The sequence below is a fragment of the Enterobacter cloacae complex sp. genome, from assembly GCF_900322725.1.
In the GTDB taxonomy this organism is placed as follows: Bacteria; Pseudomonadota; Gammaproteobacteria; order Enterobacterales; family Enterobacteriaceae; genus Enterobacter; species Enterobacter quasihormaechei.
This window is the reverse complement of sequence record NZ_LT991957.1, coordinates 1911897-1928343: the sequence shown is the minus strand read 5'-3', so window position 1 is coordinate 1928343 and position 16447 is coordinate 1911897. Positions and strand designations below refer to the sequence as shown.

Annotated in this window: 13 protein-coding genes; 5 read left to right on the top strand and 8 right to left on the bottom strand. The window is 56.4% G+C overall.

Annotated features, from left to right (window positions below):
• Positions 1-5 precede the first annotated feature (5 nt).
• From DBR02_RS09675 to lldP, 4 genes are all read right to left on the bottom strand, one after another.
• Entirely contained in the window at positions 6-1346 is a 1341-nt protein-coding gene (locus DBR02_RS09675; protein WP_063865877.1) for an MFS transporter, read from the bottom strand.
• Positions 1347-1527: 181 nt separating this feature from the next.
• Positions 1528-2715, bottom strand: a complete 1188-nt coding sequence (lldD, locus tag DBR02_RS09670) for an FMN-dependent L-lactate dehydrogenase LldD (RefSeq protein WP_063865875.1) — start codon at positions 2713-2715, stop codon at positions 1528-1530.
• Complete coding sequence (lldR, locus tag DBR02_RS09665; protein WP_063865871.1) at positions 2712-3485, bottom strand: transcriptional regulator LldR; 774 nt, start codon at positions 3483-3485, stop codon at positions 2712-2714. The genes lldD and lldR overlap by 4 nt, the downstream gene beginning before the upstream one ends.
• Complete coding sequence (gene lldP / locus DBR02_RS09660) at positions 3482-5137, bottom strand: L-lactate permease (RefSeq protein ID WP_003860175.1); 1656 nt, start codon at positions 5135-5137, stop codon at positions 3482-3484. Before lldP ends, lldR begins: the two co-directional genes overlap by 4 nt.
• 1097 nt (positions 5138-6234) lie before the next feature.
• On the opposite strand from lldP, the gene DBR02_RS09655 reads away from it, so the two are divergent.
• From DBR02_RS09655 to DBR02_RS09640, 4 genes are read left to right on the top strand one after another with little or no spacing between them, the layout of a single operon-like run.
• A complete protein-coding gene (locus tag DBR02_RS09655; protein WP_107534203.1) occupies positions 6235-6816 on the top strand; it encodes a fimbrial protein in 582 nt (193 codons plus the stop codon).
• 30 nt (positions 6817-6846) lie between these two features.
• Positions 6847-7521 carry a fimbrial biogenesis chaperone gene (locus DBR02_RS09650; RefSeq protein ID WP_107534202.1) on the top strand — a complete coding sequence of 225 codons (675 nt, stop codon included), beginning with the start codon at positions 6847-6849 and terminating at the stop codon, positions 7519-7521.
• Positions 7487-10006, top strand: a complete 2520-nt coding sequence (locus DBR02_RS09645; RefSeq protein WP_254058667.1) for a fimbria/pilus outer membrane usher protein — start codon at positions 7487-7489, stop codon at positions 10004-10006. The genes DBR02_RS09650 and DBR02_RS09645 overlap by 35 nt, the downstream gene beginning before the upstream one ends.
• 9 nt (positions 10007-10015) lie before the next feature.
• Positions 10016-11110, top strand: a complete 1095-nt coding sequence (locus tag DBR02_RS09640) for a fimbrial protein (RefSeq protein WP_063865862.1) — start codon at positions 10016-10018, stop codon at positions 11108-11110.
• 32 nt (positions 11111-11142) lie between these two features.
• Here DBR02_RS09640 and DBR02_RS09635 read toward each other — a convergent pair whose 3' ends face one another.
• The 4 genes from DBR02_RS09635 to DBR02_RS09620 all read right to left on the bottom strand — a co-directional run bounded on the left by DBR02_RS09635 (position 11143) and on the right by DBR02_RS09620 (position 15309).
• Positions 11143-11505: a YibL family ribosome-associated protein gene (locus tag DBR02_RS09635; protein ID WP_063449976.1), complete on the bottom strand. Its 363-nt coding sequence runs from the start codon at positions 11503-11505 to the stop codon at positions 11143-11145.
• 58 nt (positions 11506-11563) lie between these two features.
• The gene (gene mtlR, locus DBR02_RS09630; protein WP_063865860.1) at positions 11564-12154 is read right to left on the bottom strand and encodes a mannitol operon repressor MtlR; all 591 of its coding nucleotides are present in this window, start codon (positions 12152-12154) and stop codon (positions 11564-11566) included.
• The gene (gene mtlD / locus DBR02_RS09625) at positions 12151-13299 is read right to left on the bottom strand and encodes a mannitol-1-phosphate 5-dehydrogenase (RefSeq protein ID WP_107534200.1); all 1149 of its coding nucleotides are present in this window, start codon (positions 13297-13299) and stop codon (positions 12151-12153) included. Before mtlD ends, mtlR begins: the two co-directional genes overlap by 4 nt.
• 102 nt (positions 13300-13401) lie before the next feature.
• Positions 13402-15309, bottom strand: a complete 1908-nt coding sequence (locus DBR02_RS09620; protein ID WP_107534199.1) for a PTS mannitol transporter subunit IICBA — start codon at positions 15307-15309, stop codon at positions 13402-13404.
• 436 nt (positions 15310-15745) lie between these two features.
• Between DBR02_RS09620 and DBR02_RS09615 the strand changes: the two genes are divergently transcribed.
• Positions 15746-16354 carry a glutathione S-transferase gene (locus tag DBR02_RS09615; protein ID WP_107534198.1) on the top strand — a complete coding sequence of 203 codons (609 nt, stop codon included), beginning with the start codon at positions 15746-15748 and terminating at the stop codon, positions 16352-16354.
• Positions 16355-16447 lie beyond the last annotated feature (93 nt).

Sequence of the window (16447 nt, the reverse complement as noted above, 5' to 3'; positions counted from 1 at the left end):
AGGGACTACGCGACGCCCGGTTCCTGTATACGGCAACGCAGCATTTTGTAGCAGGTCGCCGCCGCAGCCACCAGGGCGGGCACGCTGAGGATCATTAAAATACTGTCTGCCTGCCACTGCATGGAAAGAAGCTGGGCGCTGGTCATGGTACCCGCCACGCCACCGAAGCGGCCGATCCCCTGCATCCAGGCGATACCCGTCGCGCGGCACTCGGTAGGGTAAAAGGTAGCGGCCAAAGTTTGCATGCCCGACTGCGCGCCGTTCATCGCGATCCCCATCAGGAATATCAGCCCGCCAAACATGACGATATGGTTATGCTCAATGCCCAGTAAAAGAATAAGGCCCATCGTCAATACGAAACCACCCGCGACCACCTTATGCGCTTCCCAGCGGTCCATCATCCAGCCGGCGAGCAGAATGCCTGCGGTACCGCCGAAGGTAAACAGGGAGGTCAGCCAGGCGGACTCCGCCAGCGCATAGCCCATCCCCTGCATCAGCGTCGGCATCCAGCTAAGCAGGACGTAGTAAATGACCAGCCCCATAAAGTAGGTGACCCACAGCATCAGGGTGCCGGGTAGCCAGGGCATGGAAAAAAGCTGCGCCACGCTCCCTTTTTTAGACGCTACCTTTTCTTCCGCCAGGAAAAAGCCCGTGACGCTATCGAGCGTGCTGCGGGCGAACCGGCTGGCGATGCGGCGAACCTGCGCGACGTCTTTCCCGCGCTGCACCAGAAACTTCACTGATTCCGGCAGCAGCAGCGCCAGCAGCACGGTTAAAATCAGCGGCGCAATCGCGCCGGTGAGCAGTACGCTTCGCCAGCCGTGGTGAGGGATAAGCCAGGAAGAGATCGCCCCGCCGCCCGCCGCACCCAGCGGAAAGCCGCAGTACATGGTATTGATCGCCATGGCGCGGCAGCGCTGAGGAGCAAACTCCGAGATCAGCGTGATGGCGTTAGGCATTGCGGCACCCAGCCCGAGACCCGTCAGAAATCGCCATAGCGTCAGCGTATTCAGGCTTTGCGCCCAGGCCGTACCCAGGCTCGCCAGGCCGAAGAACAGGCACGAGAAGACCAGCACGCGTTTGCGTCCCATGCGGTCCGATACCGGACCTGCAATCAGGGCTCCCAGCGACAGCCCCAGCAGCGCTGCGCTCAGCACCGGCCCCAGATCCTGTTTATCTATTCCCCACTCCGCCGACAGCGTAGGCGCAATGTAACCCATCGCTGCGGTATCGAACCCATCGATCGCCAGCACGAGAAAGCCCAGCACAATAAGAAGCCAGTGAAACCCTGAAAAGGGACTTTCATCGATCACCTGCTGAATATCCACCCGACCTGAATACGTCATATGCGCCTCTCCGATGTGATGTTGTTTTTGTGTTCTTGTATTTGCTTGTCTATACAATTGCGGAGGGGCAGGGTGTGTCAAATTTTCTTATCAAGAATGTTACGTAGGTGTTATTTTCGACAAAAAAAAGCGCCCGAGGGGGAAACCGGGCGCAGGGGAAAGGTGGGGTAATGGGAGAAGATCAGGCCGCGTCGCCATGTGACAGCGGAGCCAGCGCCGCCGGTAGTTTACTCAGCTCCTGCACCAGCGAATCCTTACTGATTTCGCTAATCGACTTCGCACCGGTCAGGGTCATCGCCACCTTCATCTCTTTCTCGATCAGGTTCAGCAGGTTCGCCACGCCCGCCTGACCGCTGGTGGCCAGGGCATAGAGGTACGCGCGGCCCAGCAGCACGCTGTCTGCGCCCAGCGCAATCATGCGCACCACGTCCAGCCCGTTACGAATACCGCTGTCGGCCAGGATCGCAATATCGCCCTTCACCGCATCGGCAATGGCGGGCAGCGCGCGGGCGGAAGAGAGCACCCCGTCGAGCTGGCGTCCGCCGTGGTTAGAAACGACGATCCCGTCGGCGCCGAAACGCACCGCGTCGCGGGCATCTTCCGGATCGAGGATCCCTTTGATCACCATCGGGCCATCCCAGAATTCGCGGATCCACTCCAGGTCCTTCCACGAGATCGACGGATCGAAGTTATTCGCCAGCCAGCCGATGTAATCTTCCAGCCCGGTCGGTTTACCCAGGTAGGCCGAAATATTGCCCAGATCGTGCGGACGGCCGTTCAGCCCCACATCCCACGCCCACTGCGGATGCGTCACCGCTTGCCAGTAGCGGCGCATCGCGGCGTTCGGACCGCTCATGCCGGAGTGGGCGTCGCGGTAGCGGGCGCCGGGCGTGGGCATATCGACGGTAAAGACCAGCGTTGAGCAGCCCGCCGCTTTGGCGCGCTCCAGCGCGTTACGCATAAAGCCGCGATCGCGCAGGACGTACAGCTGGAACCACATCGGGCGCTTGAGGGTCGGCGCGACCTCTTCAATCGGGCAGACTGAGACGGTAGAAAGCGTAAACGGAATGCCTTTGGCATCCGCTGCGGCGGCAGCCTGCACTTCGCCCCGGCGGGCGTACATGCCGCATAAGCCAACGGGCGCAAGCGCCACCGGCATGGAGAGCGTTTCGTTAAACAGCTTTGTCTCAAGGCTCAGGTCAGACATATTCTTCAGCACGCGCTGGCGCAGGGCCACCTCAGAGAGATCCTCCACGTTGCGGCGCAGGGTATATTCGGCGTAAGCCCCGCCGTCAATGTAGTGGAACAGGAACGGCGGCAAAATGCGCTGCGCCGCGGCGCGATAGTCACTGGCTGCTGAAATAATCATGCTTTGTTCTCCCTGGAAATATCACTCTCGCCAGGCAGACGGGTAATACGCGCCTGTCGGGCCTGATCTTCATCGAATCGTTTAATGGTGGTGTGCACGAACCCGAGATGCGCCATCATCGCTTTACGCGCGGCCTCGGCATCGCCGGCAAGAATGGCGTTGAGCACGGCTTCATGCTGTTCGGTCAGCTGAGCGAAGACCGGCGGGACCAGATACATGCGCTGGCGGCTCTGCTTCACGGAGGATTGCAGCAGGTCAAAGAACCCGCGCATGGTTTGCAGCAGCACGACGTTATGGGACGCCTCGGCAATCGCCAGATGAAAACGCACGTCGGCCTGCGAGGCGATATCCGGGTCGCTGCTTTGCGTGGCGTCAAAACAGGCTTTGAGCTTCTCTTTGTCGGCGTCGGTCGCCCGCATCGCCGCGTGCCACGCGGTGCTGGTCTCGATGGCGTGACGCGCTTCGAGGATGTCAAAGCTGTAGTCCGGGTCGTTTTCCATCAGCGTTTTCAGCGGCTGAACGATGTTTTGTTCGGACCAGTCATCATGCTGCCAGCGCACGAAAGTGCCGCCGCCGCGACGGCTCAGCAGCACACCTTCGCTGACCAGCGTTGCCAGCGCCTCGCGCAGTGAATTGCGCGACACGCCAAGCTGGGCGGCAAGCTGGCGTTCGGCGGGCAATCTCATGCCCGCCTCCAGCTGTTGTTCTTCAATCAGCGCCCGCACGCGAGTGGCAATCTCGTCGGACAGGCGTCTGGGCATCACTATCATGGAATCATCCAGGTTAAGACATAGGCCTGCAATGTGGTGATCACGCCCACCATGCAGGTAAATATCAGGCTGTGTTTAACGGTAAAGCGGAACAGATCTGACTCTTTGCCTACCAGTCCCACCGCGGCACAGGCAATGGCGATGGACTGCGGCGAGATCATCTTTCCGGTTACGCCGCCCGTCGTGTTGGCTGCCACAAGCAGGACGTCAGAAACGCCAATCTGCTGTGCGGCCGTGGCCTGTAAGGCGGCAAACAGGGCGTTAGACGACGTATCGGAACCGGTCAGGAACACTCCCAGCCAGCCGAGGAACGGCGAGAAGAAGGTGAATGCGTGCCCGGTGTGCGCCAGCGCTAACGCCAGCGTCGACGACAGGCCGGAGTAGTTCGAGATAAACGCGAACGCCAGCACCATGCCGATGGAGTAGATCGGCAGCATCAGCTCTTTAATCGTTGCCGCAAAAGTCTGCACCGCGGCGGCAGGCTTCATGCGCAGCCACACCACGGAAAGGATAGCCGCAAACAGGATGGCCGTGCCGGTGGCGGAGAACCAGTCAAACTTAAACACGGCCGCATACGGCGTGGCGTCGTGCACCACCGGCGGCATACGGGCGACCATCTTGTCGAGGAACGGCACGGAGATGTTAATCACCATGTCGTACAGCGCGCCACCCGGGGCGAACAGTGCCTTAAACGGCGGTATGCTCCACAGCGTCACGGTGGCGGTCAGGAACAGGAACGGCGACCACGCGCGTACAATCTGCCCGGCGGTATAGCCGGTGCGGGCGAGGGTCTGATCCACGTGCGATGCGCCCATGTCCGCAAAGCGGAAGATACGTACCGGCTGCCAGCGCTTCAGGAACAGCGTCAGACAGACCAGCGACACCAGGGAAGAGATGATGTCCGGCAGTTCCGGGCCGAGGAAGTTTGAGCTGAGGTACTGGGCAATCGCGAACGAACCGCCCGCCACCATCACCGCAGGCCAGGTCTCCTTCACGCCGCGCCAGCCGTCCATAATCGCCATGATCCAGAACAGTACGATAATGGTCAGGAACGGCAGCTGACGGCCCACCATCTGGCCAATCTCGAAGCTGTCCAGCCCGGTCACCTGACCTGCCACCAGAATCGGAATGCCCATCGCGCCAAACGCCACCGGCGCAGTGTTCACAATCAGGCACAGGCCAGCGGCATACAGCGGGTTAAAGCCCAACCCGACCAGCAGCGCGGCGGTAATCGCTACCGGCGCGCCGAATCCTGCCGCGCCTTCAAGGAACGCCCCGAAGGAGAAGCCGACTATCAGCATCTGCAAACGCTGGTCCGGGGTAATAGAGAGGATCGACGAACGAATAATGTCGAACTGCCCGGTTTTGACCGAGATTTTGTAGACAAAGACCGCGGCGATGATGATCCACGCAATCGGCCACAGGCCGTAGAAGAAACCATACACCACGGAGGCCAGCGCGCGATCGACCGGCATTTTGTAGAAGAACAGCGCCACCAGCAGGGCGATGGCAACGGTATACGTCGCCGCAAGGTAGCCCTTCAGCTTGAGCTTAATCAGCGCAAAGAAGAAGAACAGGATCGGTAGCGATGCGATCAGGCTCGACAGCCAGATATTCCCGGCTGGGTCATAGTTTTGTTGCCAGAGGCTCATGCAGGTCTCCTGAGGACCACACAGCCTGGGTTGCGGGTGAGTCTCCGCTCAACTCTGCGTCACAGTCTGCGTAAAAGTGGTCCATCCAATTTTGTGTTGTAGGGGTTATGGCAATAAATGGTTAATCAAGTGTTGCTTTTCAGCAATGATTTTGTGAAGTGGAGCAGTAAAACTGTGAACGGTGGTTCGCTTTAAAGCGCATTGGTAGGACCAAAAGGCCTGCGCCGTCCGTCCGTTTGCGGCGCGGGCCGTAGCAGCGGGCTGAACATCTTTTCATCAATCGGAGCGGATGGGGCGTGTTGCAGACGATAATAAAAAAGCATCAATGCGGAACTTAGGTTAACGGCGAGATATATTTTTGTTTATATTAAGTGTGTAATTGATGTTTAACGTGTAGATAAAATGGCGTATTTCAGAGAATTATAAATTTTTTTTAGGTAAAAATGCGAAATCCAATATGTAGCAAAAAATTTTAATTAAGATAAATTTCACATACAGATTTTAACAGCGTATTACAAACGATCAATTGCTGATCAATAAGGAAATATCCTGCGTTTGGCTGATTTCGCAGAATAATGTCTACGCATGGCATCCCGGTTCAACGTTTCCTTCTAATAATAATCCGAAATAAATTGATCAAACATTGATCAGTCAACTCTTTTTTTAATTTAGAAAGGGGATTAGAAGGGCACTAATAGTGCGGGGCGTGAGGAAAACAGGTTAAATTTGTTGTTTTAATGTTAACTTTAAATGAGTTATAAGCGATGCTGCACGCCTTTTGGTGCGTAGACGTTATAAAGCATTTGATTTACTATTTATGAAGATGCTGCGTTACAAAAGAAATGACGTTCTTTTTTAACCTTAATGTATTCATTGTTATTTTCTGCCTGAAGCTATTCCTCTGTTGGGGAATAAATGCGTATGGCTCAAAGAAAATAAATGGATTACCACACCGGGATGGACCCCACGTTATTCTATGAGGTCGCGTCACCACCTCTATTTGTACCCTTTAGTGACGTTTTAATTCCTTATAGCAATGACCGTATTTGGCATGACAATTCTAAATCTGTTTAATGTACAGAGGGGTTTGCTTTCAAATGAAAATCAAAAATGTGGCGCTGGCGATTGCTGCGGCGGGGCTGCTTATTTCGTCTCAGACGGTACTGGCAAGCGGGGATTCAGGCGTTGATACTTCCCTTGATACCGGCGCAGGTACGCAGAGTACAGGCGGGGTGATTAATTTTACTGGAAAAATTACCCTTATTTCCTGTGATATTACGCCTGCCTCAAAAAGCAAAACGGTAGATCTCGGCGCGTGGGCGAAAAGCTACTTCGACGATCACACTGAAACGACGCCGCGTGAGTTCAAAATTAACGTGGAGAACTGCCCGGAGACGGTTGAATCGGTTGCGGTTCTGTTTGACGGAACCAAAGATACGGTGAATGACACGTTGCTACAGGTTACCCCAGGCCAGGGGATGGCGACGGGCGTCGGCGTGAAGCTGTATAACAGCGATCGCAGCACCGCCATTAAGCCGGGTACGGTATCAGAAACAACCGCACCGGATAAGGAAGGTAATGCTGAATTAACTTTCTATGCTGCTCTCAATAAAGATGGAACGGAAATCAATGCGGGCGATGTGAACGCCGTGTCTAATTTCCTGATGGTTTATAACTGATTTCACTTTCAGCCACCTCCAGAGATAATAATGATGAAACGTTTATCGTATATTATGCTCACTGCATTAATGATTAGCTCTGCGTCAGTTTCCGCTGGCGTTGTAATGGGTGGGACACGGATCGTATACCCGCAAAACAGCAAGGAGGTGGCATTTTCTGTTTCTAATATGGAAAGTGCGGTTCCTTACCTTATTCAGTCGTGGGTTGAAGGCGATGTGCAGGATAAAAATAACGCCGCGCCCTTTATCGTCACGCCACCGCTGTTCAGGCTTGATCCGGAGCAGACCAACACGCTGCGTATTCAATATACCGGCGCACCGCTGCCCACCGATCGTGAATCCGTATTTTGGCTGGATATTAAAGCGATTGCGCCAAAGCCTAAAGAGAGCAATAACGAATTACAGGTTAACGTCAAATCGAAATTTAAAATTTTCTACCGCCCGGACAACCTGAAAGCGGACGCCGCCACGGCCTGGCAGAAAATAACATTTTCGCGGACGGAAAATGGGCTTAAGGCCTCCAACCCGACGCCATATTACGTCTCTTTTTATCGGCTGACCGTCGGCGGGCATAAAATTGAGCAGCCAGGCATGATCGGTCCAGGTCAAACCCGCGAATGGCCTGTGGCTGCTTCCGGTGGCGTAAGCTGGTCGGCTATTAATGATTTCGGTGCCATTACCGCCACCCGCTCTCAGCCGCTTTAACACCATGCCTTTTCGCCTGTTTCGTTACGCGCCCCTTTCGGTGCTGCTGCTCAGCTTCAGCCGCGCCGGGATGGCCGAGGATTATTTTGATCCCGCCGCGCTGGAGCTTTCTTCTTCCGAACAGAAAACGGCGGATTTGCACTATTTCTCTGAAAAGGGCGGGCAAATGCCCGGCACCTGGCTCGTAACGCTGGAGATTAATGGACGCGAGGAGCGGCATCAGGAGATCACCTTCGTCAATGAGAAAGGCCACCTGCAACCCGTTTTTAGCCTATCGCTGCTGGAAGCGCTTGGGGTAAACGTGAGTGCGATTCCGGCATTCTCCCGGTTGCACGAGGGAGAGACCTTCACGCACCTCGACGATTTTATACCGGCAGCGCGAACCTCTTATGATTTCAACCATCAGCGCCTCTTTCTCAGCCTGCCGCAGGCGGCGATGAAACACCGCAGCCGCGGCTACGTGCCGCAGTCGCAGTGGGATGATGGTATCCCGGCGGCATTTGTTGATTACAGCCTGTCGGGCGGCCAGGCCCGCCATCAGAGCGGTGTCACGACGTCCAGCTATCTGAGCCTGCGAAATGGCGTCAATCTGGGAGCGTGGCGATTGCGCAACACCTCGGCCTGGAGCCACAGCGACTCGGGTGGGGATCGTTTCCAGTCACAGAGCAGCTGGCTGACCCGGGATATTCGCAGCCTCAACAGCCAGCTGCGGATAGGTGATGCGTGGACCGCAGGCGACGTGTTCGATAGCGTGGCGTTTCGCGGGGTGCAGCTCTCCTCAAGCGAGAGCATGTTGCCCGACAGCCAGCGCGGATTTGCCCCCACCATCCGCGGCGTCGCACACAGCTTCGCTAAAGTCTCCGTTTCGCAAAATGGCTATGTGATCTATGAAACCTGGGTGGCCGCCGGGCCATTCATCATTAACGATCTGTTCCCCGGTGCGCAAAGTGGCGATCTACAGGTTACCGTCACGGAAAGTGACGGCTCGACGCGCGTTTTTACCCAACCCTATTCTGCGGTGCCGTTTATGCGACGCCAGGGCAGCCTGAAATACAGCCTCAACGCCGGACGGTTTCATTCCGGCTCCAGCGATGCGCGTTCCCCCGAATTTGTTGAGGGCGCTTTCTTTTACGGTCTGCTCTCCAGGATGACGGTGTATGGCGGCTTTCGTACGGCAAACAACTATCAGGCCGGTGCGATCGGCATAGGCAGAGGGTTTGGCGCATTCGGCTCGCTGGGCATTGACGATACGCTGGCAAAAAGCCGTTTACCCAACGGCAAAAGCGCGATGGGGCAGGCGTGGCGCATTCAGTACCAGAAAGATTTCAGCGCTACCGGCACCGCCTTCAACCTGGCGAGCTATCGCTATGCCTCGCGCAATTACTACGAATTTAACGAACTGAATCAGTCCGACAGCCAGCAGCTGCAACTTAATAATCGCCGTAGCCGCTCGCAGGTCACTTTTTCACAGACGCTGGGTCAGTTCGGCAGCCTCAACGTCTCGGCGTGGATGCAGGATTACTGGCATACGTCCGGCCAGGATAAAACCATCCACATCGGCTGGTACACCAGCTGGCGGGGTATTTCCTGGGGCGCGGGATATGACTACACCGACTCAGCGCTTGAGCAGCATCCCGATCGCACCGTGTCGTTTAACGTCAATGTTCCGCTTGGCAACTGGCTACCGGGCAGTTCGGTCAGTTACTACGCCAACCACAACAATCGTGGGATGACCACGCAGCAGGTGTCACTCAACGGCAGCGCGCTGGCGAACCGCAACCTGAATTACAGCGTTCAGCAGAGTAAGACCAGTGAGGGAGAGGCCGACAGCACCAGCCTGGCGCTGCAATACAATGGTGGCTACGGCAACGTCAGCCTCGGTTATGACCACAGCCGAAACGGTAGCAACGCCAGTCTTGGACTCGCCGGAGGCGTCATCGCCACGCAGTATGGCGTCACGCTCAGCCAGCCGCTGGGCGATACCGTCGCCCTGCTGCGCGTGCCCGGCGCGGCGAACGTTGAGCCGGAGGGCTACAACGGGATCCATACCGACAGCCGCGGCTACGCGGTCATGCCAACGCTCTCGGCCTACCGCAAGAATACCGTCAATCTGGATACGGCGACGCTTGGCGAGAACGTCGACGTCGAGCAGAGCGGTCTGACGCTCATTCCCACCAGCGGCGCGGTGGTGCTGGCCAATTACACAACTCACATTGGGTATCGCGTTCTGTTTTCCCTGCGCTATCACGGCGAACCGCTGCCGTTTGGCGCGCAGGCTGAAGTGGTGGAGCAGAACCGCCGTTCTGCAAACCGAAGCATGGTCGCTGACGGCGGTCAGGCCTACCTGAGCGGGGTACCGGAGCGCGGCACCCTGCGCGTCACCTGGTATGAGGGCGGGGAACAGCATCAGTGCCAGACACCTTTCAGGCTGGGCGAGGCTCACATGGCCCCCGGCATCGCCACGCTGTCTCTTGCGTGTCATTAGAGGATTATCATGCGTCGTTTTATTCACTGGTTTTTCTATCTGAGCCTGCTTTCGCTTTTTGGCATGCTGAGTTTTCATGCCCATGCTCAGACCTCACCTTGTCGCACCACTCGCGATCAATGGGTCGTTCAGGTGCCCTACGCTATAGGGTATGCGCCCGGCACGGCAGACTGGACGCCAGTTTCCGCGCCGATACAGTCTACCGGGGCGGATTTCTACAGCTGTGATGGCGGGAATGACGCCTGGCGTAGCATCGGCTTTGTCGACATGGATAACCCCGTCGGTACCGTGGTGGGTGAAGACGGCGCGGCGCGCCACGTTTACAAAACCCAGATCGACGGTATCGGCTACGCGCTGGGGTTCCGTGAGCAGCAGTACTGCGGCGCCGATGCGGTACGCTATATTGACGGCACCAGCCCGGTGGAGGGCAATGAGTCCCGGCGCATTTGCGACGCGTCGCAAAACCCCGCCTTTGCCAGCGCCTCAACGTACAAGATGCAGTTCTGGGTGGTGTTTTACAAAATCCCGACGACCAGCGCCATGCCTGATGATAACGCCAACTCCCAGGAGCAAAATGTCGGATCGCTGATCTTGCAGGCGGGAGAAAATAAAGCCAGCGCCACCAACGTGGCGACACCGGTACAGATCCATCTCGCCAGCTTCACCGTCAGGCGTACCAGCTGTTCGGTAGGCTCTCGCAGCATTCTTGTTCCCATGGGAAGCGTGAGCCAGCGTGAATTTCACGGCCCAGGCTCACGGGCCGGAGGCGGGCGCTTCAGCATTCCGGTGACCTGCGAAAATAATACGGCGGTGAAGATGGGTTTCTTTGGCGATACCACACCGGCCAACGATCGGGCACTGGCACTGACGAAGCAGGAGGATAGCGCCAGCGGGGTCGGAATCGAACTGCTTTACGGTGACAATACCGGTTCGGTTCAGGGGCAGGTGGTGCAGTGGAACACCCCGCAGGTGTCAGCGCTTGGCCAGGTGGGGGATAACCAGACGCAGACCTTCTGGTTTGACGCGCATTACATTCAGACAGAAGAGAACGTCTCGGCGGGAAAAGCGGATGCGATGGCGACGTTTAACCTGATCTACAACTGAGATTCCCCTGCCGCAGGGGCAGGGGAGAGCGATCAGAATTCAGTCTTACAAAAGCCCGTCATCTCTTTCAGGCCCATTTCGCGGCCAAGCTCGGTCATCGGGTGCACCACCACCAGGCCACGGACGCTTTTCTTCAGCTTGCCCATGTCGGCCTGCTCTTTTTTGGTGATCGCGCGGCGATGCGGCATGTTCATCAGCTTCTGTGCTTCTTTACTCAGCTTCTGGCCTTTCACTTCGCGCAGGCGCTCGATTTCCGCTTCCAGCTTCACGGACTCTTTTTCCAGCTCGGCGTATTTCTCGGCGGAATCGACCAGGGAGAGACCGGCCATTTGATGGCGGACCAGATCCAGACGGTCGCTCAGGCGTTTAATTTCGTTCTTTTCGACTTCTTTCATGACAAATAACTCTGAAAACGGGGAATTTACAGGGAAGGATACACCAATGTGTGCGGGCTTACTTCTGAAACGCTTTTTTTAAGCTGATTTTAGAAATCAGCTCAGTCAGGGAAAGCACCATGGTGGAGCGGACAACCTGTTGATAACGCAGCTTTTGCATCGCGTACAGCTCAGGGTCGCTGTTATCAAACGGAGGTGCAGGAGGCAGCGCGGATACGCAGTGCAGCTCGCCGAAGGGACCGAGGATCTCATCATCGGTAAAGGTATACTCGTTACCGTCATGATTGAGCTCTTCGCGCAGCGCCATTAACAGCTCGGCGTCTTCATACTCCTGGCGGTTGAGCACACCAAGACCGTAGATCAGCTTCAGCCGTACCGATAAATCGCCCAGCGGTCCGTCTCCGTCCAGCAACGGTTCAACAGCATACTTTACCGCGTAGTCGTCTTTGCGAAACACCTGAAGCACCAGAATGTTCACCGCCTCGGTTAACAGCTCGACGGCGGCAATCAGAAAGCTTCGTACGGTTTTGCCAGCATTCAGACGCTCAAGCACACGATTTTCAAAGGCCTGGGTTTGTTCCATTGTTGCCTGCATATCTGACAATCTGTTATTCGGGCGCAGGCTCACCTGCGCCGGATTCTGCATCATTTGGTTGCGTTGTATGCGTTAACCGCCTCCGCAACCACGTCGCTGCTGGCGTCCAGACCGGAGATCTGCGCCAGCGCAGCCTGCGCGCCTTTGTCATCAATCAGCTGAGCCAGCTCAATCGCCTGCGGGTCCTGCTCGCTGCGGTAGTGCATCGCGGCAGCAATCCCTTTCACCAGGTTGGCGTGCGGCAGGCCGTATTCCAGCGTGCCCAGCAGCGGTTTAATCAGGCGGTCGCCCGCGCTCAGCTTACGCAGCGGCTGACGGCCAACGCGCTCAACGTCATCTTTCAAATACGGGTTTTCAAAACGACCGAGGATTTTCTGGATGTATGCTGCGTGTTTATCAGCATCAAAACCGTAGCGTTTGATCAGCACCGCGCCGCTCTCTTCCATTGCGCCTTTGACCACCGCACGGATGTTCTCATCGAGGATCGCGTCGCGAATGGTCTGATGACCGGCCAATTTTCCGAGGTACGCGGTTATAGCATGCCCGGTGTTCAGCGTGAAGAGTTTACGTTCGACAAATGCCATCAGGTTATCAGTGAGTTCCATTCCCGGAATGGTCGGCAGCGCGCCCTTGAACTGGGTTTTATCGACGATCCACTCGCTGAAGGTTTCCACGGTCACTTCCAGCGGATCGTTGGTGGCGGATTCGGACGGCGGAACGATGCGGTCTACGGCGGAATCCACAAACCCGACGTGCGCTTCAACCCAGGCTTTATCTTCCTCTGCAACGGCGGCAAGAACGTGGCCTTTCAGCTGCGTGGTGCCGCGCACCATGTTTTCACAGGCGATGATGTTCAGCGGTTTTTCAATGCCCTGTGCTTTACGCTTCGCCAGGCCTTTTGCGACCGCCGGGGCGATGCGTTCGAGCACTACCGGCCCTACGGCTGTGGTGACCAGGTCAACGTTTGCGATGAGGTCAATCACGTCGTCGCCAATGCTGCTCACCGCGTTCACGCCAGAAACCGTTTCAACCTGCTCGTTTTCACCGACTACATGTACCTGATAGCTATGACGGGCGTTCAGGGCATCCAGAACCACCTGATTCACATCGGCGAATGTCAGGGTAATGCCCGCGTCTGCCAGCAGTTTACCGATAAAGCCACGACCAATATTACCTGCGCCAAAATGTAATGCTTTCATAGTATTAACCTTCATCAATGTTTTTACCCGAGAGGGCTGGGGTGAGAAACGTTTTCCCCTCACCCTAGCCCTCTCCCCGTCGGGGAGAGGGAAGAGACGCTGTTATTTGTTGAGCAGCGCCAGCACTTCTTCAACGCTGGTGGTATTAGCCAGACGCTCGATGACCGTTTCATCATCAAGGGCGTTGGTCAGGCTGGTAATCACCTGAATGTGCTCGTTGTTGCGAGCGGCGATACCAATCACCAGACGGGCGATGTCGTCTTCTTCTTCACCGAAGCGCACGCCGTCAGGATACTGACAGAACACCACGCCGGTTTTCAGCACGCGGTCTTTCGCTTCAACCGTACCGTGCGGAACCGCGATGGATTCACCCAGGTAGGTTGGCGTCAGCTTTTCACGATCCAGCATCGCGTCAACGTATTCAGGCTGAACGTAGCCACCTTTCACCAGTTGCTCACCGGCGAAGCGAATCGCCTCTTCTTTATTGGTCGCGGTGCGGCCGAGGAAGACGTTTTCCGCGCCCAGTCTGAACAGATGCGCGTTGCTCTCGTCAAAGCTGTCTTGCAGGCTGGAGCGCACCTTCACTTCGTTATCTTCATGGCGCTGGGCCGCAACCAGACGTTCGGTCAGGCTGGTGTACAGGCCGCTGTCCAGGAAGTTGGTCAGGGAAATGTGCTGCGCCTGAGGCACCTGACGCATGGCGCGCTCGGTCAGATCGCGGTGCGTGATGACCAGGTCAACGTCCGGCGGCAGGTTGTTAATCGCGCTGTTGGTCACGGAGATGTTGGTCAGACCCGCATCCTGCACTTTCTTACGCAGCACGCCGGCACCCATTGCGCTGGAACCCATACCGGCGTCGCAGGCAACGATGATTTTACGCACGTGGCTCAGGTCGTTAGAGACATCGCCAGCCGCCAGCGGCGTAGCGCCTTTGGATTCAGCCTTCATGTCGTGCATACGGCGGGTTGCCGCTTCGATATCGTCGTCTTCCTTCACCTTGCTGGTTTTCAGCAGGATAGCGGATGCCACGAAGGAGACCGCCATGGCCGCACAGATTGCCGCGATGTTCGCGAAGTACGCGCCTTTCGGCGTCATCGCCAGCACCGCCAGGATAGAGCCCGGAGAAGCAGGGGAGACCAGACCGCCGCCCAGCACGCTCAGGGTGAACACGCCAGTCATACCGCCGAGGATAACGGCCAGGATAAGACGCGGGTTCATCAGCACGTACGGGAAGTAAATTTCGTGGATACCGCCCAGGAAGTGGATGATAGCCGCGCCGCCAGCAGACTGTTTCGCGCTGCCGCGACCGAAGAACATGTACGCCAGCAGAACGCCCATGCCCGGACCCGGGTTGGCTTCAATCAGGAAGAAGATGGACTTGCCGAGATCGTGAGACTGCTGAATACCCAACGGGGAGAAGATGCCGTGGTTGATGGCGTTGTTAAGGAACAGGATTTTCGCCGGTTCAACGAAGATAGACGCCAGCGGCAGCATGTCGTGCGCCACCATGAAGTTAACGCCCGCCGCCAGCAGTTTGGACAGCACTTCAACCGCCGGACCAATGCCGAGGAACGCCAGAATCGCGAGGATCATCCCGATGATGCCCGCGGAGAAGTTGTTCACCAGCATTTCGAAGCCGGACTTGATCTTGCCATCAACCCAGACGTCGAATTTCTTAATCGCCCAGCCGCCCAGAGGACCGGCAATCATCGCACCGAGGAACATCGGCATATCCGCACCGACGATCACGCCCATGGTTGTGATGGCACCCACGACGCCACCGCGGTCACCGCCCACCAGACGACCACCGGTATAACCGATGAGCAGCGGCAGCAGGTATGTGATCATTGGGCCAACAAGTTTCGCCAGCGTTTCGTTAGGCAACCACCCTGTCGGAATAAACAATGCGGTGATAATACCCCACGCGATAAACGCGCCGATATTTGGCATCACCATGTTGCTGAGGAAACGACCAAAGCTTTGCACTTTGATCTTGAAATCGGATGACATAAAACACCCCTTCTTATGTTTACGCTTAGGCTTATGGCCCGAGGTTTATCGTTAATGTGCGGCGGCAGAGGTAGCCGGGCCCTGTTCTGATGCTGTGAAATCTGGCACTGAATCGTTCAACTGTCCAGACAGCGAAATTTTGTGTGATCGCAGTCACGTAAATGTAGGGGGTGTGGTGATTAATGAAGTGACGGTGATCACATAATGAGTGTGTAAAAAAAATACATCGCGCAAAATTGCGCCATATTGGCGTGCTTTTTGTGATAATAATCACATTTCTAAGTTGGCGGTTTGTTTCTGGATTGTGACTTGATTCACAAAATATTTTTATACGGATTCCTCCCGTATCGCCTGAGGTCAGGAATGCGATACGCATACCTGCCTTTTTTCACGACGTGATCCATACTGACCTCTTTGTGGGCATTAAGGATAAGCAATGAAACTCATCGGCAGTTATACCAGTCCTTTCGTGCGTAAGATTTCGATTCTCCTGCTGGAGAAAGGGATTGAATTTGAATTCGTGAATGAACAGCCCTACAACGCTGAGAACGGCGTTGCGCAGTACAACCCGCTGGGTAAAGTTCCGGCGCTGGTCACGGACGAGGGTGACTACTGGTTTGATTCCCCGATCATTGCGGAATACATCGAGCTGCTTGGCGTTGCGCCAGCCATGCTGCCGGCGGATCCAAAAGCGGCGCTGGCGGTGAAGCAAATTGAAGCGCTGGCCGATGGCATTATGGACGCAGCGTTAACGTCCGTGCGCGAGCAGGCGAGGCCCGCCGCACAGCAGTCAGAGGATGAACTGCTGCGTCAGCGAGAAAAAATCAGCCGCAGCCTGGATAGGTGTGAACAGCTGATCCGCGACGGTAAAATCCTAAGCGATAGCCTGAATCTGGCGACGATCGCCATCGCCTGCGCCATTGGCTACCTCAATTTCCGCCGGGTCTCGCCTGGGTGGTGTGTGGATCGCCCGCTGCTGGTTAAGCTGGCGGAGACGCTCTTCCAGCGCGAAAGTTTTGCCCGTACCGAACCACCAAAGGCTTGATGCGGGTTATAACACTTCCCGGCAGGAGGCGGTACAATCCCCCCACATGTTAACTCCCTCTCCCGTCGGGAGGGGGGAAGATATTTACTCGCC